The organism is Natronomonas sp. (assembly GCF_047616845.1).
GTDB lineage: Archaea > Halobacteriota > Halobacteria > Halobacteriales > Haloarculaceae > Natronomonas.
The window spans coordinates 1-15,849 of record NZ_JBLGBY010000052.1 but is presented as its reverse complement, the minus strand read 5'-3'; the positions used below and the strand labels follow the sequence as shown (position 1 = coordinate 15,849).

Below are 15,849 nucleotides of genomic sequence, written 5' to 3'. Positions count from 1 at the left end.
GAGACGAGAAAGGCATAGAAGAACTGCGCCTTCCCGTGACCGTACGGGTGGATCTGTGTCGGCTCCCGCTCGCTGTATTTGATGCCGACCAGTAGCAACACCTGATTGCCGGTGTCGGAGATGGAGTGATATGTCTCCGCCAGCATCGAGGGGCTGCCGGTGAGAAGAAAGCCGAGGAACTTCAGCACCGCAATGCCCCCGTTTGCGACCATCGCTGCGATGACGACGCCGGTACTGCCGCTTGCCATGTTCCGTTCTCTGGAGGCTGCCACTAAGCCGTTGCTGTCATCACCTCCCAGGTCGAAGTGCCGGTATGCTCGCTGTCCTCGCCGACACCCACGGCACTGAGTCCCCGCGGCTCGACGGCCGCACCGAGGACGCCGTCGACGCGGCCGACCTCGTCGTCCACGCCGGCGATTACATGACTGCGGACGTACTCGATGCCTTCGAAGCGCGCTGTGACCTCCGCGGCGTCGCCGGCAACAACGACCCGCCGGCCATCCACGACCGCTTGCCGGCGGAGCGCGTCGTCGAGTGGGCGGGGCTTCGAATCGTCGTCGTCCACGGCCACGAACACGCCGAAACGTCGCTGGCGATGCTCGGGCGTCAGTCCAACGCCGACCTCGTCATCTTCGGCCATTCACATGACCCGGAGGCCGTTCAGGCAACGGTGCCGTTGCTCAACCCCGGCAGCCACGCCGAACCCCGGTGGAATCGGCCGGCACACGCGGAACTGGAGTGGGACGACGAGGATGACCTCGCACACGGCCGGCTCGTGGAACCGTCGGGCGAGGTGTTCGAGCGGTTCATCGTCGAGCCACGGCCACCGGACGGAGACTGATACTGCCGGACGTACCTAATTGAACTGTATAGCTGCTCATACAGTCTGTACTGAGGCAGACAGGCTATCTACTCGAACAGATCTTTACGAACGTACGTCCGGCAGTATGAAGGAGGGCGCGCCGAACGCCCGTCGGACAGGGGGGTAGGGCAAACGCCAGCGGGATGGAGGGCCGAAGCGTTCAGCGCAACACGACCAACAACCCGGGTTGATAAGGCACCACCGTAAGGTCAAACTGCAGTTTTAGCCATCGAAAGGCGTCAGGGCGCGCGGAGATACGTCACCGCGACGACGACTGTCAACACGGTCGCGCCGCCGAGGAAGAACGCCACCCCCGGCGGCAGCCCCGTCGATACCAGCGCCTCGAAGAAATCGAGCAGTTCGTTGCCGGAGGCGGGTGCGGCCTCGGCCACCTCCGTCGGCGTCGGGGTCGTTGTCGCCATCGGCTCGGCCGCCTCTGTCGCCGTGTCCGTTGACGCGGGTGTGGGCGTCCCGGTTGCCTCGGCGGTGCTCGTGTCGGCAGCGACCGGCGTGTCGGTCGCCGTCTCCGTTTCGGCGGCTGTCTCGGTCGGCGTCGTACTGGTGGTGTCGAAGCCACCAGCATCGCCACCTTCGGATTCCGGCGTCGGTGTCGCAGTGGCCGTTTCAGCGGGCGGCGCTGCGGCTTCGTCCTCGGTCAGGTTGAGAATGCTCTGGCCGAACAACTCCTGAATCGCGAGCGCGCCCACCGCGAGCGCGAGGAAGCCGCCGAACAGCCGCGACAGCGCAGCCCGGAGTCCCGAGGCGCGTTCCTTCTCGCCCGCGTAGATGACGAGCGGGCTGTCGGCCGGGCCGTAGACGTTCATCTCACGGCCCTTCTCGGAGTAGGCGGTGCCGGCGACTTTGATGGCACCGGCATCTTCGAGGTTTTCGAGGTGGTACTGGGCGTTCTGCAGCGACGTATCGATGCGGTCGGCTAACTCACCGGGCGGTGCTGGCTCCTCGTGCAGTTCTGCGAGTAGTCCGCGGGCAGTCTCCGAGGAGAGGGCAGCCATCAGGTCGTCGGCCTCCTCGCTGTCGAGGCCGACAACCCGTGGCTCGCTGTCCGGTGAGATATCCGGACTGGAGGGCAGGAGACTCATCTACAGACTGTTTCAGAGCCGGCGGCATGAATTTTGTTCCCCGAAACGCCTTTGCCGTCGCGGCGTAACCGCCCGACATGCTCCCTCTGGTGATGGGCTCGGTCGTCCCCCAATCCGCCCCGCTCGTCGGCGACGTCAGCCCCGTCCTCGTCGGCATCATCGCGGTGCTTTTGCTCCTCGTGTTCATGTTCTTCCTGCTCATCCGCCGGACGGTCAAGAGCTTCACTGAGGGGATGCGCGAAGGGCGCCGAAAATAGCCGCAGTCAGCGGTTCTCGACCCGCCGTACCGCCGCCTCGATGTCTTCGCGGTCGGCGTCGAGATGTGTACAGAACCGGACGACGTGGTCGCCGAACGGCACACCGAGGACGCCCTGCTCTTCACACGCGTCGAGGAACGCCTCCGCGGGTTCGTCCGTCTCGACTAACACGATGTTCGTCTCCGGTTCCTGCGCCGAGAACCCGTCGAGTTTGTCGAGCCCCGCCGCCAGTCGCTCGGCGTTTGCGTGGTCGTCGCCGAGCCGATGGCGGTTCTCGAGGGCGATGACCCCCGGCGCAGCTATCATGCCGGCCTGCCGCATCCCGCCACCGAACAGTTTTCGGACGCGGTGGGCTTGCTCGATGAAGGCCTCGCTGCCGGCGAGCATCGATCCGACGGGCGCGCCGAGCCCCTTCGAGAGACAGCACATCACCGAATCGACCTCTCGCGTGAGTCGCGACGCCTCCACGTCGAGGGCCGCCGCGGCGTTGAACAGCCGCGCCCCGTCGAGATGCACCCGCACGCCTCGGTCGTGGGCAGCCGACGCCGCCGCATCGATGCGGCCGGCGGCGATGGCCGTCCCACCCTTGCTGTTGTGGGTGTTTTCGAGACAGAGCAGGCCGGTGCCGGCTTGGTGATCGTCGGCCTCGACGTAGCCCTCGGCGACGGCTTCGGGTGTGACGACTCCCCGCTCGCCGCCGTCGATGGTGCGGGTCTGTAACTCGGAGTGTTGGGCCAGCCCGCCGAGTTCCCACTTGTAGATGTGGCTCTCGGCCTCGACGAGAGCCTCCTGCCCGCGCTCGGTGTGGACGCGGGCAGCGATCTGGTTGCCCATCGTCCCCGAGGGGACGAAAAGCGCCGCCTCCATCCCGAGGACATCGGCGACCGACGCCTCCAGTTCGTTTATCGTCGGGTCTTCGCCGTAGACGTCGTCGCCGACCTCGGCGTCCGCGGCCGCCTCCCGCATCGACAGCGACGGTTTCGTCACCGTGTCGCTCCGTAGGTCGATCATACTCCGATGAGGGGGTGCTGGCGTCTTAGCGCTGGCGGGACAGAAGTGGCGCCCGCTCAGACCGGCGGTTTTTAATCCATCACGGGCGGACGTACGCGTATGGACGTGAAGTCACGGCACCACCTCCGCTCGGACGAGATTCAGGAGCTGGAGGAGGACCTCGCCGACCATCTCGGGGTCGACCTCGACGGCGACGATTACGAACGCGTCGAGTTCGACGACACCGACCGCGAGGTCGTTCTCGTCGACGGCGAACCGCTCGTCGCCTCCTTCGACGGCGACCTGTTCTTGACCGTCCGCGGTGCCAACGAGCACCCGCCGGACAGACACGTCGTCACCGTCGACGCCGGCGCCATCTCCTTCGTCTCCGACGGCGCCAACATCATGCGCCCCGGCATCACCGGGGCCACCAACGACATCGACCCCGGAGACCTCGTCATCGTCGTCGAGGAAACCCACGACAAGGCCCTCGCCGTCGGCCGCGCCGAGGCTGCGGGCGAGGAGATGGTCGGTGATGCCGGCAAGGTCGTCGAGAACTGCCATCACGTCGGCGACGAACTCTATGAGTTCCATGTGTGATTTTGCCTGGCTCCACCTTTCTACAGGCGGGGCAGGCCGAGTGCCTCGGGGCTTGTCCCCGAGGTCCTTCACCGCGTAGACGTTTCTAACACGTATTTTCGGGAAGGACAGGCAAGAGCGCGGGCTTCAGAGGCCTCTTTGCTTGCTGTCGGCGACTGCAACGAGAACGATTATCGAAGCCCTCGCGGGCTACGGTCGTCTGAACCGCGCTGCGCTCCGAAGCGTTCGCTCCGCTCACGCGCGGTGCTTGCGGGTTCGGACTCCCGTAGCCCCCTCGCCCTTCATCCGCCAGGTGACGTGGTTTCATACTACCGGACGTAAGTTCGTAAAGATATATTCAGGTAGATTGCTTCTCTACCCCATTACAGACCGGATGAGCAGCTCTATAGTTCAATTACTTACGTCCGGCAGTATCAGTCCTCGTCAGTCTCCGACATCTCGTCTTCCTCGTAGGCTTCCTCGTACTTCGCCATCGCGTCCTCGTGGCCCTGCACGGCGAGTTCGTACGTTTCGCGCATGGTCTCGATGGGCGTCTCGGTCGCGTCGACCCGAAGATTCTCGTAGGCCGGGTCGATGGGCCGGTCTTCGGTCGACTCGACCAGCAGCGCGGCGCTCTGGATCGGCAGCTCCTCGCGTTTGTCGCCGCCCTCCGCGTGGCCGGCCGCGAGCGCGTCGATGAGCCGTTTCGAGAGGGGTTCCTCCCTGTCGCCCGTCTCGCGGTTCCCTTCGGTCTCCGCTCGACTATCCGCGCCGCGTGGCGGCGCGCTCTCCTCGTAGGCCTCGGCGACGGCGTCGATGACCGCCGATCCGGTGAGGAGGTTCCCGGCGACGGTGTAGCTGCCGCCGTCATGGTGGCCGTACCAGGGCTTGCACTCCTCACCGGAGAAGACGAACGACCCCTCGCTGTCGACGCCGTGGAGCTGGCGGTTCTCGGCGCCGTCGTCGGCGTTCAGAAGTGATCGAAGGGCGTCCTCGACCGCGAGGCCGTCGTCGATGTATTCGATGCCTCGCTCACCCAACTCGACGTTGACGAGACTCTGCGTAGCGACGGCGCCGTTCTCGCTGACGAACGGACAGAGCATGCCGACGCCGGCCAGACGGGTCGTCACCGTGACGCCGAAGCGAATCTGTTCGTCGCCATCGTCGTCCTCGTACTCCTCGCGGACGCAGATACTGAATGTCATACTCGGCTCACCGTCGTCGCGCCGCAAAAAGGTGCGTCCCCCGGAACCTTCTCAGATTGATTTTGAATCCGACGTGCTGTTGCCGGCGCTGTCGGTTACTGTCAACACGACTTCACTGGCCGTGGTCTTCGATTCGACGTAATGGGTGCCCGAGGCGCTGCCACCGCCCACTGAACTCTCATCGGAGTCAAGCACGTTCCCTGATCCATCGACCAGTTCCGACGTGACCGTCGCGAGGTCGCCATCGCCATCGGAGACGGCCCAGTCGACGTCGTACCGCGTCCACTGCGGATTGCTGTCGTCCGTCAGTGCGAACGTGTCGATGGTCGGCGCGCTGTCCGCTTCGTTGTCGACGGTGACGGTGACCTGACTCGCGTCCGTGGTCGCGCCGTCGCTGTCGGTCGCGCGGGCGTCGACGGTGTGGTCGCCGTCGGAGACGCCCGTCGTATCCCAGTCGTACTCGTAGGAGCCCGAGTCGCTGTTGTAGGCGGCGCTCTGGTAGGTACCGCTGTCGATGGCCACTTCGACGTCGAGGGTGGTGTCGTCGTCCTCCGTGTCGTTGGCGTCGACCTGCACCGTGACCGTGCCGCTCACCGTGTTGCCGTCGCCGGGGATGACGATGGTGCAACTGGGGGCGTCGTTGGAGCCGCCGCCGTCGAGGACGGCCGCCTCGGCGTCCAGCAGGCCGTATCCCTGCTCATTGTCGGTGAGGCCGATGTCCTCGGCGGTGTCTTGGAGGCGCTGTCGGGCCTCGGTGTTCGTGTAGCCGTTGGCCATCAACTGGCCGCCAGCACCGGAGACGTGCGGGCAGGCCATGGAGGTTCCCGAGAACGTGTCGTACCCACCGATGACCGTCGAGTAGATGTCGCCACCTGCCCCGGCTAACTCGACCTCCGGTCCGGTCGAGGAGAACGAGGAGAGCGAATCGTCCTCGTCGGTCGAACTGACGGCGATGACGGTCGAGTACGCCGCGGGGTAGCCGACACAGTCGGTACAGGGGCCGTCGTTGCCGGCCGCTGCCACCAGCAATACGCCCGTATCGTAGGCGTACTGGCAGGCGTCTTTCACGGTCTGTGACCCTGAGGAGGCGCCGAGCGAGAGGCTGCCGACGTCCCATCCCTGGTCGGCGGTGTACTCGATGCCCGCCGCGACGTCCGAGAACGACCCGGAGCCGTTCTTGTCGAGTACCTTCACCGCGTGTAGCGTCGCCTCCGTCGAAACGCCCACGACGCCCTCGCTGTTGTTTACGGCGTCCGCGATGCCGGCACAGTGAGTGCCGTGGTCGTTGTCGTCCGACCACGGATAGTTGCAGTTCCGTCCCCGACAATCGACGTACGCCGTTCCTGCGCCGACGTTGGCCTGCAGGTCGGGATGGTCGTCATCGATGCCGGTGTCGATGATGGCGATATCCGCTCCAGCACCCGTCTCGCCGTTGCCGTGGAGCACGTCTGCGTCGACGCGGTCGATGCCCCACGGCAGGGTCTGGATGGCCTCCATCGTCCCGTCGCGTTCGACGTATCTGACGTCGCCCCGACTCCGGAGCCGGCGAACCGCCTCATCCGAGAAGCGGCCGGCGACGGCCTGCCCGATGGCGCCCAACCGGAGCGTCCGCCGTACCGACTCTGCTTCGTTGCGAGCCGCCTGTGACCCCCGGTCGCCGGTCGTCCCGACGATGCGTTCAGGTGCACCCCCTTCGGCGCTTCCACCGCCGACCAGTACCCCCGTAGTCGCCCCCGCAGCGGCGATGCGAAGCGTTCGTCGGCGAGTAAGATTCCGCTCCATGGGTTTTGTTAGCACACCTATATGATAACGGTTTCGTCAGACGAACGGCGCGTGAACGAACGCCGTCGGACGTAAAACCTATGCCATCAGCCGTCCCTGTCGGAGGTATGGGTCTCATGAGTAAACTTCTCGGCGGAAATACGAACAGTGCCGAGGATTACGTTGAACTCGATATCGATGATTTCGACGCTGACGCCGGCGAGGCAACCGTCCAGGTTCACTTCGCCGACATCAGCGAACAGAACGACGTCGTCGATATCAAAGACGCCGTCTACGATGGCGACATCGTCGTCGCCGACATCACGCGGCACACGACGACCGACCGGACGATGGAACACATCTCCGATGAGCTGAAACAGGTCGCCCACGAGGTGGGCGGCGATATCGTCCAGAAGGAGGACGACCAGATCATCATCACGCCCGGTGGCGTGGGCATCTCTCGGGCCAAACTGGGTCGATAAGGCCGCGACCCCGCTCGAAAGTCGCCGCGCCCCGCCGCTTTCTCCGCGTCTCATCAACCGCGGTTCAGCAGCCTTAACCGCGCCGAGCGCCCCCGTTTTCGTATGGAACCCGCGATACGTGCCGACGACCTGCGGAAGTCATACGGCGATGTGCAGGCGCTCGACGGGATGACGTTCGAGGTCGAACGCGGGGAGTTCTTCGGCTTGCTCGGCCCGAACGGCGCCGGCAAAACCACGTTCATCAACATTCTCGTCGGCCTCGTCCGCAAGGATGGTGGCACCGCCGAGGTGTTCGGCTACGACGTCGAAGCGGAGTATCAGGAGGCCCGCGACCGCATCGGCCTCGCCCCCCAGGAGTTCAACGTCGACCGCTTCTTCCCGATTCACGAAGTGCTCGAACACAAGGCCGGCTACCACGGCGTTCCGCCGGATGAGGCCGAACGCCGCGCCGAGGAGGCGCTGAAAACCGTCGGTATCTGGGACAAACGCGACACCCGCTTCGACTGGCTCTCCGGCGGCATGAAGCGCCGTTTCCTGCTCGCCCGCGCCCTGGTCACCGACCCCGAGCTCCTTATCCTGGACGAACCGACCGCAGGCGTCGACGTCCAGCTCCGCCGTGACCTCTGGCGTGTCATCGAACGGCTCAACGCCGAGGGGACGACGATTCTCCTGACGACCCACTACATCGAAGAGGCCGAACGGCTCTGTGACCGCGTCGCCATCACCGACGATGGCAGCGTCGTCGAGGTCGCCACGCCCGACGATCTCCGGGCCCGTGGCACCGACCAGGTGTATCTCACCCTCGCTGACGCGCCCGAGACAGTCCCCGACATCGATGTCGAGGGCGTCATCGACGCCCGGATGGAGGGCGATTCGCTGGTCGTCACGGCCAAGGGCGGCGGCCGCGTCGCGCCCGCCCTGCTCCGCGAACTGGAGTACGAGGGCTACGAGGTGCTCGACCTCGACATCCGGCGGGCCTCGCTCGAGGAGGTCTTCGTCGGCATGACGCGCGTCGATGAGGAAGCCGAGAAACTGGAGGTGCCGCAGTGATGGCGGGCATCTTCGGCGTCGGCTTCCGCTCGCTTCTGAAGCGGGAAATCCTCCGATTCGTTCGCCGGCCCAAGAACACGTTCCTGCCGCCAGCCATCACCAACGTCCTCTACTTCGCCGTTTTCGGCGTCATCCTGGGCCAGCGCATCGACAACATCGCGGGCTTCGATTACATCGTCTTCATCCTGCCCGGCCTCGTCGTGTTGGGCACCATCTCAAACGCCTTCGAGAATTCCTCCTTTTCCATCTTCCACGGCCGCTGGAACGAGTACATCCACGAGACGCTCACCTCGCCGCTGTCGTACTCGTCGATGGTGTTGGCGTACATCTTCGCCGCCTCGCTCCGGGGTATCATCGTCGGCTTCATCATCGTCGCCATCGGCCTCGTCTTCACGCCCGTTCCCGTCGAGCAACCGCTGTTCCTCGTGGCGTTCATGCTCGTTATCCCGACCCTTTTCGCCGGCCTCGGCGTCGTTGGCGGGCTCATCGCCGAGGACTTCGACCATCTGACGGTGATGAATCAGTTCATCCTCCGACCGCTGGTGTTCTTTGGCGCGGTCTTCTACTCGCTCGACATCCTGCCGCCGCTGTACCGGTCGCTGTCGCTTCTGAATCCGATGGTATACATGGTCAGTGGCGTCCGCTACGGCTTCCTCGGCTTCCAGGAGGTCGACGCCGTCTTCTCGCTCGCGGTGTTGAGCGGGCTGACCGCGGCGGTCGTCGCACTCGACATCTATCTCTTCAAGCGCGGCTACGGCATTATCGACTAACGGACGGATTACTCGAATCGGATGCCGAGGTCGTGGAGGTCGTCGTTCTCCACGGCGACGTTGATGAGAAGCGGCGTCACCGCCTCGACTTCGGGGGCGTTCGCGAGGCCGCCGACATCGAGCGGCCGGAGCCCCTCGATTTCGTCCGCGAGGTCGGTGACGATGCTCTTTGCGTCGTCGTCCTCGCCGAAGACGAGCGTGTCCCACTCGAACTCCCGGTCGAGATTCGCGAGGCCGTCGGCCGGGAGATTGTGGAACGCGCCGACGAGCGGGACGTCTTCGGGTTTGGCGTCGGCGGCGAGTGCGGCGACGCTACCGGCTCCGGGGCGGTTGTAATGGAAGCCCTCCTCGTCGCGTTTCATGCCGACGGCGGGCGTAACGAGGGTGGTTTCATCGTCGAGGCGGTCGTCAATGGCCTCGATGGTGTCGACGAGGTGGTAGGCCGGCACCGCGAGCACGACCACGTCGGCACGGTCGGCGGCCATCGCGTTCTCGAAGCCCTTCATCTCGGTTTCGATGCCGCGGCTGTCGAGTTCGGTTTCGTACTCTTCGGCTTTCGTCCGCGCCCGCTCCGGGTCGCGCGAGCCGATGAGAATCTCGTGGCTGGTGTCGAAGCCCCACCTGAGCGCCAGTCCCTGTCCGATGTCGCCCGTCCCGCCGAGTAGCGCGATTCGCATACTCGAACGTCGACCGATTCCGGGTTAACCGTTGTGTGACCGGAGACGATTGCCCAGGACGGGGTATCACCGTGCTTTTGCCGCTCGCACCCCGCCTCCGAGTATGGACGGAGACGAGCGAGGCCCGCCGTCGGCCGCCACAGAGCGTTGGCAGGAACTGCTGGACGACGCGGCCGCCGTGGCCGACGAGTACCGCGAAAACGGCTGGGAGACGCTCGTCCTCTCGACGGGAGACGTGACGCCGCTGGCCGATGACCCCTTCGGCCTCGACGTTGTCGCGCCAACCGAGGAATTCGAAGCCCTCGAAGCGCTCGTCGAGGGCGCTTCCTTCGACACCTCACACGTGTTCCGCGACGAGGACGACGGACTGCGATTCCTCATCATCGCCATCGAGGCCAGCGACCACGGCGCCGCAGTCGTCGTGCCGGCCTTCCTGTCGCTTGACGAGGAGGCATCGCTCGCCGAGCGAGCGCAGACGGAGGGGACGATGTACACCCACGTCCGCCCACCGGACAGCGGCGGTCGGGTGACATTCACCCACGACGAGCCGGAACTGTTCTTCTAGCGCCAGCCGCGTCGCTCGGAGCGAAAACTGTAGAGGAGACGCGCGAACACGAACGCAAGCGGCGCCACGACGATGACGCCGAGCACCGCGATGATGAGTTGAGCCGGCGGCGTCGGCGGCGCAACGTAACCCAGCACGGCGACCACCGTGACAGCGACCGCGACCGCCCACACGAGCAGGCGTTCGCCCGTCATTCGAGGAGCTCGGGGAGGTCGTTGATGCTGTCGATAATTTCGCTCGCGCCGGCGTCCTCGTACTTTCTGCGCCCCTCCTCGCCGGTGAGGCCGCCGGTGAGGACGCCGATGCCGTGGAACTCACGGTTTGGGTCGGCCTCCGCCGCGTTCGTCGCCGTCTCGATGTCGTCGAGCGTGTCGCCGACGAACACGAGGCTGTCGGCGTCGAATCGGTCGGCAAGCGTCAACAGCGCGTGTGGATGCGGTTTGCCCTCCTCCCAGTCGTCCATCGTGAATCGGTGTTCGTCGGCCACGTCGAGCCCGACCCGTTCGAGCGCGATGTCGGCTTCCGCCTCGGGGCGGCCGGTGATGATGCCGAGTGGCCACGCTTCGAGTGCCTCGCGCGTGTCGGGCGCGAGCAGAACGGATTCGTCGTGGATGAACCCCTCCGTTTCGAGGTCGGGGTCGTCGCTCTCCAGTTCGCGATAGAGGCCGCTGCCGAGATACAGCTGTTGGAAGACATCGCGGAGCCGGCTTCTGTCCCAGTTCGCAAGCACCTGCTCGCGGGCGGCCGGTTCGAGTTCGTCGGCGACGGCGGTTCGGGCGCCCTCCAGGCCACCGCCGGAGGCGGCGATGAGGCCCGTGTACGTCTCGATGCTGAGCCGTGGTTTTTCGCGGCGTGCAAGCACGTACAGTGCCGCCGCGTACGTCAGCTCCCAGTCGTTGTTGAACCCACCGGCGTCCTTGAACAGCTGGATGTTGTCTTTCTCGATGGTGTCGCCGTACACGTGGTCGATGGACTCGACGATGGCCCGTCGATACGAGTCGGCCACGTCGACCAAGACGCCGTCGATGTCGAGTATTACCGCGTCTACGTTCATGATTCGGCTTTGAACAGCGTGTCACCTGGCAGCGTCTCCGGCGCCGCGTCGACGACGGCCGGGTCGGTACCGAGCGTGGTAAACAGACAGTCAGCGTCAGCCCGCCGGGCGGCGGTAGCGAGTGGCCGCTGTAGCTCCGGCGGGCAGTTCAGCGCATAGAGTGCGTCAGCGTCACGGTAGATGGCGGCATCCGGCGCCGTTACGTCGTCACGAACGAACCGCACCCCCTCGGGCACGGCCCGTTCGTGGATGTCCGTCGCGGTGACCTGTCGACCGCGCGCGGCCAAGCCGGCCGCAACGTCGTGGCGGTTCCCGACGCCAACCTCGACCAGGGTGTCGTACCGGGCGAGACGGTCGACCAGCGCCTCCGCGATAGCCGGCGAATCCGTGTGCACGTCGGGATGTTTATGAACAGCGGTATCTAACGTTTTCCCATGCACGTCGACATCGTGCCGGTCGGTGACCTCCCGGCCGTCGTCAAGCGGGAGGCCTCTAGCGGGCTGCGCTCCGTGTACGACTGTGAAGTGACGATCCACGACAGCCAGCCCGTCCCCGACGGCGCGTTCGACCCCGCTCGCGAGCAGTACCGCGCCGAGGAGTTCATCGAACTCGCCGGTCGCGTTGGCAACGGCGAGAAAAACATCGCCGTCACGCCGAACGACCTCTACTACCGGCGCCGCAACTACGTGTTCGGCCTCGCGTACCTCTCGGGGAACGGCTCGGTCATCTCGACGTACCGACTCCAGACGTCCTCGGACGGCGGCTTCTCGAACAAATCCGCCAGCGACATCTTCTCCGACCGCGTTCGGAAGGAAGTCGTCCACGAGATCGGCCACACGCTCGGCTTGGAACACTGCGATAACTCCCGCTGTGTGATGAACTTCTCGCCGACCGTCCGCGAGGTCGATGTCAAAGAGCAGAACCTCTGTGGCTCCTGTCAGCGGATTGTGCTCTAGAACTCCCACTTTTTGCACGAGAACGCGGGTCGAGCGCGAAGCGCTCGACACCGGTTCTCGACAAAAACTTGGGGAAAATATGCGCGCCTCCCTCCAGCCGCGGCGCCTTCGGCGCCGCGTTAGTCGGTCGGCGCTACGGCGGCGCTTCGCGCCGCCGCGAACCGCGCTCCCTTCGGTCGCGCGGATGCTCCGAACCGACCGCTGAACAGTCTACAGCCCCAGCTCGACGGTTTCCAGCCCGTGCGCCGTGACGAACTTCTCTATCTCCTCTTTGCGCTCGCCGATTTCGCCCGGTTCGTGGCTGTCCGTCCCGAGGACGAACTCGATGTCGTAGTCGGCAAGCACCTCCAGGAACGCCCGGTTCGGGTGGAGTTCACCGTACTCGCCGAGCACGCGGCCGGCGTTGAGTTCGAGCAGGGTGCGGGACTGCTCTGCGGCCTCGGCGACGGCATGGTAGTGGTCGTCCGTCGCGAATCCACGGAGTGCGGGGTTCCGCTCGACGAGGTCGACGTGGGCGGCGATATCGAACAGCTCCGATTCCAGCAGCGCGACCACCTCGCCGAAGAACTGGTCGACCAGGTCGGCGCGTTCGCCCTCGCTTTTCCTCGCGAAGTACGGCTCGACGTGGACGTTCACCGCTTCGAGATGATGGACACTGCCGATGGCGTACTGAAACCCCGCCTCGTCTAAGAACGCCGAAATCTCATCGATGTCGCGGGAGTCAAAATCCATCTCGACGCCGTCGTAGACGTCGATATCGAACCGTTCGCGCATCCCCTTGATGGCCTCGCGGCGGCGCTCGTAGGTGATATCGAGGTTGAACCCGAGCGCGTGCTTCGCGCGCTGCTGGCGCTCCCGCGAGGAGACGTTACAGTGGTCTGCAAAGCCGATTGCGTCGAGGCCGACCTCCTCGGCCGCCTCGCACATCGACCACAGGAAGCGGCCGTCCGAATACGTTGAGTGAGTGTGGTAGTCGGCGCGCACGTGTGTGGCGACGCGGCGGGGTTCCTTTAATTCGCTGGCGTCCGTACGGGTGGTATGCGCGTCGTCTCGCTGCTCCCCTCCGCGACCGAAATCGTCTACGCGCTCGGGGTCGAGCCCGTCGCCACGTCCCACGAGTGTGATTACCCGCCGGAGGCCACCGACCTGCCGAGCGTCGTCGACTCCCGCGTCGACGCGGACGCCTCGAGCGCCGACATCGACGCGCAGGTGCAGGACGCCGAAAGCACGGGCGGTGTCTACGAGATCGACCGCGAAACGCTGGCCGAGGTCGATCCCGACCTCGTCATCTCCCAGGGCATCTGTGAAGTGTGCGCCGTCGACACCGTCGTCGTCGAGTCGGCCATCGAGGAGCTGGGCCTGGACTGTGACCTTCTGACGACCGACCCGCACAGCCTCGAAGACATCTTCGACGATATCCGACGCATCGGCGAGGCGCTCGACCGAAGCGAGCGGGCCGACGAACTGCTCGCCGACTTGCGGGCCCGCGTCGATGCGGTCGAGGCCGCCGCCGCGGAGAGCGGAATCCGCCCCGAGGTGGCCATCCTCGATTGGCTCGACCCCGTGATGGTCGCGGGCCACTGGGTGCCCGAGCTGGTCGAGCTCGCTGGAGGGCGCTACGGACTGGCCGATCCCGGCGACGCCTCGACGCCGCGGGAATGGGCCCAAATCTGTGAGTACGACCCAGACATTCTCATAGCCGCTCCCTGTGGCTTCGAACTCGACCAGACCGTCGAGAACCTCACCGATCTGACTGACCGCGACGGCTGGAAACAGCTCCGTGCCGTCCGGATGAACCGAGCATACATGATGGATGGCCACCACCTGATGAATCGGCCTGGCCCGCGCGTCGTCGACACGCTGGAGGCGCTTGCGGCGCTTATCCAGCCGGACGGCTTCGAGACGCCCGAAGCGTGGATGGCCCGCTCGCTGTCGAAACGGACAGCATGACGCTCCGTTTGCCAGCGGCGATTCGAGACGAACTCATCGCCCACGCACGCGAGGGTGCACCTGAGGAGGTCGTCGGCGCCTTAGCAGGAGAACGAGGTGCGAGCGAAGCGAGCACCTGGAACGAACGAGCGGAGAGCGGAGCGACCCGCGAATGCGGCGACGACGCCTCGATGGTCGAAGCACAGTACCGCGCCGACAACGCCGCTGCCGCACCGAGAACGCGATACGAAATCGCACCCGACGAGGAGCTCGAATTGCTCGACCGCATCGACGAGGCCGGCCTCGGCGTCGTCGGCTTCTATCACTCCCACCCACAGGGCCCGCTGGCGCCGAGCGAAACCGACGCCCGGCTTGCGGCCTGGCCCGGCTATTCGTACGTCATCGTCTCGCTGGCGTCGGAGCCCGATATCGGCAGCTGGCGCTGGACGGGCGAACGCTTCGAGCGCGAAGAGATCGACATCGTGATTCGCTGATTCAAATACTGCAGGTCGATTCGTACTCGACCTCCTCTATCGATTCGACGCCCCCCTCACCACAGACCGGACAGTCCGGCCGGGGCTCGACCTGTATCTCCTCGAAGGTCATGTCAGCGGCGTCGTAGAATATCATCCGGTCGTCGAGCGTCTCGCCGTAGTCGAGGACGAGCTTGACCGCCTCGGTCGCCTGCATGCAGCCGACGGTACCCGGAAGGACGCCGAGGACGCCCGCAGTCGCACAGTCGGGCACCGTGCCCGGTTCGGGCGCTTCGGGGAACAGACACCGATAGCAGGGGCCGTCGGGGTTGGCTTCGAACGTCGTCACCTGCCCCTCGAACCGTAGGATTGCGCCGTGACTGAACGGGACGCCCGCGAGCGTGCAGGCGTCGTTGACGAGATACCGCGTCGCGAAGTTATCGGAGCCGTCGACGACGACATCGTACTGTTCGAGCAGTCGCTCGATGTTCGCTTTGGTCACACGCGTCTCGTGGGTCTGGACGGTCACGTCGGGGTTCTGACGCTCGACGAAATCCTTCGCAGAGTCGACTTTCGGCCGGCCCACGTCGGGGTCGCCGTGGATGACCTGCCGCTGGAGGTTCGACCGCTCGACGGCGTCGTCGTCGGCGATACCGAGCGTGCCGACGCCCGCCGCGGCCAGATACTGGATGATGGGTGACCCGAGGCCGCCCGCCCCGATACAGAGGACGTTCGCGTCGAGCAGTTTCTTCTGGCCCTCCGGGCCGACATCGTCCATGATGATGTGCCGGGAGTAGCGGTCGAGTTGGTCGGCATCAAGCGAGAGGTCTGCCATGGCTGCGGATAGCGACGCTGGCTATAAATTCCCGCGGGTGGCGGTGATTGCCCTCAAAAATCCGGACAAGCGAACTCTGTCCTCGATGAACGGACGGAAATAATTCCGAACCTCACGGATTTCAGACGGCCGATTTTGTGGGTTTCGCCCCGACCATCTGGATGGTTTTGTCAGACTCCCTTTTGAGGTGTCTCGGATAGATACGGGCACATCCCCATGAGTTGACGACAAACGACAACACCGATTTCTCGTGACGGACGTTCATGAAGGCGTCCGGCCTCGCGGTCGGGGCCAGCGCGCTCGG

General features: G+C 65.3%; 22 protein-coding genes. 10 read left to right on the top strand and 12 right to left on the bottom strand.

Features of this window, described 5'->3' with window-relative positions:
- Positions 1-248, bottom strand: a 248-nt coding sequence (locus tag ACI8UR_RS10310; protein ID WP_415087838.1) for a cation diffusion facilitator family transporter, incomplete at its 3' end; no start/stop codon positions are given.
- Positions 249-313: 65 nt separating this feature from the next.
- Between ACI8UR_RS10310 and ACI8UR_RS10305 the strand changes: the two genes are divergently transcribed.
- Complete coding sequence (locus ACI8UR_RS10305; protein ID WP_411714787.1) at positions 314-841, top strand: metallophosphoesterase; 528 nt, start codon at positions 314-316, stop codon at positions 839-841.
- Between the two features lie 260 nt (positions 842-1,101).
- Here ACI8UR_RS10305 and ACI8UR_RS10300 read toward each other — a convergent pair whose 3' ends face one another.
- Positions 1,102-1,962: an ArsR/SmtB family transcription factor gene (locus tag ACI8UR_RS10300; RefSeq protein WP_411714788.1), complete on the bottom strand. Its 861-nt coding sequence runs from the start codon at positions 1,960-1,962 to the stop codon at positions 1,102-1,104.
- Positions 1,963-2,039: 77 nt separating this feature from the next.
- On the opposite strand from ACI8UR_RS10300, the gene ACI8UR_RS10295 reads away from it, so the two are divergent.
- Positions 2,040-2,219 carry a hypothetical protein gene (locus tag ACI8UR_RS10295; RefSeq protein ID WP_411714789.1) on the top strand — a complete coding sequence of 60 codons (180 nt, stop codon included), beginning with the start codon at positions 2,040-2,042 and terminating at the stop codon, positions 2,217-2,219.
- A 6-nt stretch (positions 2,220-2,225) separates the two neighbouring features.
- Here ACI8UR_RS10295 and ACI8UR_RS10290 read toward each other — a convergent pair whose 3' ends face one another.
- Positions 2,226-3,230 (bottom strand): threonine aldolase family protein, encoded by a 1,005-nt coding sequence (locus ACI8UR_RS10290; RefSeq protein ID WP_415087837.1) that lies wholly within the window; start codon positions 3,228-3,230, stop codon positions 2,226-2,228.
- Positions 3,231-3,329: 99 nt separating this feature from the next.
- On the opposite strand from ACI8UR_RS10290, the gene ACI8UR_RS10285 reads away from it, so the two are divergent.
- The gene (locus tag ACI8UR_RS10285) at positions 3,330-3,809 is read left to right on the top strand and encodes an RNA-binding protein (protein ID WP_411714791.1); all 480 of its coding nucleotides are present in this window, start codon (positions 3,330-3,332) and stop codon (positions 3,807-3,809) included.
- A 413-nt stretch (positions 3,810-4,222) separates the two neighbouring features.
- Here ACI8UR_RS10285 and ACI8UR_RS10280 read toward each other — a convergent pair whose 3' ends face one another.
- The gene (locus ACI8UR_RS10280) at positions 4,223-4,993 is read right to left on the bottom strand and encodes a DUF1028 domain-containing protein (protein ID WP_411714792.1); all 771 of its coding nucleotides are present in this window, start codon (positions 4,991-4,993) and stop codon (positions 4,223-4,225) included.
- Positions 4,994-5,044: 51 nt separating this feature from the next.
- Positions 5,045-6,775 carry a S8 family serine peptidase gene (locus ACI8UR_RS10275; protein WP_411714793.1) on the bottom strand — a complete coding sequence of 577 codons (1,731 nt, stop codon included), beginning with the start codon at positions 6,773-6,775 and terminating at the stop codon, positions 5,045-5,047.
- Positions 6,776-6,882: 107 nt separating this feature from the next.
- On the opposite strand from ACI8UR_RS10275, the gene sepF reads away from it, so the two are divergent.
- The 3 genes from sepF (at position 6,883) to ACI8UR_RS10260 (ending at position 9,056) form a co-directional block, all read left to right on the top strand.
- Complete coding sequence (sepF, locus tag ACI8UR_RS10270) at positions 6,883-7,236, top strand: cell division protein SepF (RefSeq protein ID WP_411714794.1); 354 nt, start codon at positions 6,883-6,885, stop codon at positions 7,234-7,236.
- A gap of 102 nt (positions 7,237-7,338) precedes the next feature.
- A complete protein-coding gene (locus tag ACI8UR_RS10265; protein WP_411714795.1) occupies positions 7,339-8,286 on the top strand; it encodes an ATP-binding cassette domain-containing protein in 948 nt (315 codons plus the stop codon).
- A complete protein-coding gene (locus tag ACI8UR_RS10260; RefSeq protein WP_411714796.1) occupies positions 8,286-9,056 on the top strand; it encodes an ABC transporter permease in 771 nt (256 codons plus the stop codon). Before ACI8UR_RS10265 ends, ACI8UR_RS10260 begins: the two co-directional genes overlap by 1 nt.
- Before the next feature lie 8 nt (positions 9,057-9,064).
- On the opposite strand, the gene npdG is transcribed toward ACI8UR_RS10260, so the two are convergent.
- The gene (npdG, locus tag ACI8UR_RS10255; RefSeq protein ID WP_411714797.1) at positions 9,065-9,733 is read right to left on the bottom strand and encodes an NADPH-dependent F420 reductase; all 669 of its coding nucleotides are present in this window, start codon (positions 9,731-9,733) and stop codon (positions 9,065-9,067) included.
- A gap of 103 nt (positions 9,734-9,836) precedes the next feature.
- Between npdG and ACI8UR_RS10250 the strand changes: the two genes are divergently transcribed.
- Positions 9,837-10,298, top strand: coding sequence for a hypothetical protein (locus ACI8UR_RS10250; protein ID WP_411714798.1), 462 nt, complete (start codon positions 9,837-9,839; stop codon positions 10,296-10,298).
- Here the strand turns inward: ACI8UR_RS10250 and ACI8UR_RS10245 are convergent.
- Genes ACI8UR_RS10245 through ACI8UR_RS10235 form a run of 3 tightly spaced genes read right to left on the bottom strand, consistent with a single transcriptional unit; the run spans position 10,295 to position 11,747 of the window.
- Complete coding sequence (locus ACI8UR_RS10245) at positions 10,295-10,492, bottom strand: hypothetical protein (RefSeq protein WP_411714799.1); 198 nt, start codon at positions 10,490-10,492, stop codon at positions 10,295-10,297. The two genes, ACI8UR_RS10250 and ACI8UR_RS10245, sit on opposite strands and share 4 nt — an antisense overlap.
- Complete coding sequence (locus ACI8UR_RS10240; protein ID WP_411714800.1) at positions 10,489-11,352, bottom strand: TIGR01548 family HAD-type hydrolase; 864 nt, start codon at positions 11,350-11,352, stop codon at positions 10,489-10,491. Before ACI8UR_RS10240 ends, ACI8UR_RS10245 begins: the two co-directional genes overlap by 4 nt.
- Positions 11,349-11,747, bottom strand: a complete 399-nt coding sequence (locus tag ACI8UR_RS10235; RefSeq protein ID WP_411714801.1) for a UPF0146 family protein — start codon at positions 11,745-11,747, stop codon at positions 11,349-11,351. Before ACI8UR_RS10235 ends, ACI8UR_RS10240 begins: the two co-directional genes overlap by 4 nt.
- A gap of 39 nt (positions 11,748-11,786) precedes the next feature.
- Here ACI8UR_RS10235 and ACI8UR_RS10230 point away from each other — a divergent pair, with 39 nt between their 5' ends.
- Positions 11,787-12,308 (top strand): archaemetzincin family Zn-dependent metalloprotease, encoded by a 522-nt coding sequence (locus tag ACI8UR_RS10230; RefSeq protein WP_411714802.1) that lies wholly within the window; start codon positions 11,787-11,789, stop codon positions 12,306-12,308.
- Between the two features lie 210 nt (positions 12,309-12,518).
- Here the strand turns inward: ACI8UR_RS10230 and ACI8UR_RS10225 are convergent, their stop codons facing one another.
- Entirely contained in the window at positions 12,519-13,292 is a 774-nt protein-coding gene (locus ACI8UR_RS10225) for a PHP domain-containing protein (RefSeq protein ID WP_411714803.1), read from the bottom strand.
- A gap of 54 nt (positions 13,293-13,346) precedes the next feature.
- Here ACI8UR_RS10225 and ACI8UR_RS10220 point away from each other — a divergent pair, with 54 nt between their 5' ends.
- Both ACI8UR_RS10220 and ACI8UR_RS10215 read left to right on the top strand, forming a co-directional pair.
- Entirely contained in the window at positions 13,347-14,258 is a 912-nt protein-coding gene (locus ACI8UR_RS10220) for an ABC transporter substrate-binding protein (RefSeq protein WP_411714804.1), read from the top strand.
- A complete protein-coding gene (locus tag ACI8UR_RS10215; RefSeq protein ID WP_411714807.1) occupies positions 14,255-14,731 on the top strand; it encodes a desampylase in 477 nt (158 codons plus the stop codon). The genes ACI8UR_RS10220 and ACI8UR_RS10215 overlap by 4 nt, the downstream gene beginning before the upstream one ends.
- Before the next feature lies 1 nt (position 14,732).
- Here the strand turns inward: ACI8UR_RS10215 and ubaA are convergent, their stop codons facing one another.
- Positions 14,733-15,545: an SAMP-activating enzyme E1 gene (gene ubaA, locus ACI8UR_RS10210; protein ID WP_411714805.1), complete on the bottom strand. Its 813-nt coding sequence runs from the start codon at positions 15,543-15,545 to the stop codon at positions 14,733-14,735.
- A gap of 121 nt (positions 15,546-15,666) precedes the next feature.
- On the bottom strand, positions 15,667-15,849 hold a 183-nt coding region (locus ACI8UR_RS10205), incomplete at its 5' end, for a hypothetical protein (RefSeq protein WP_411714806.1).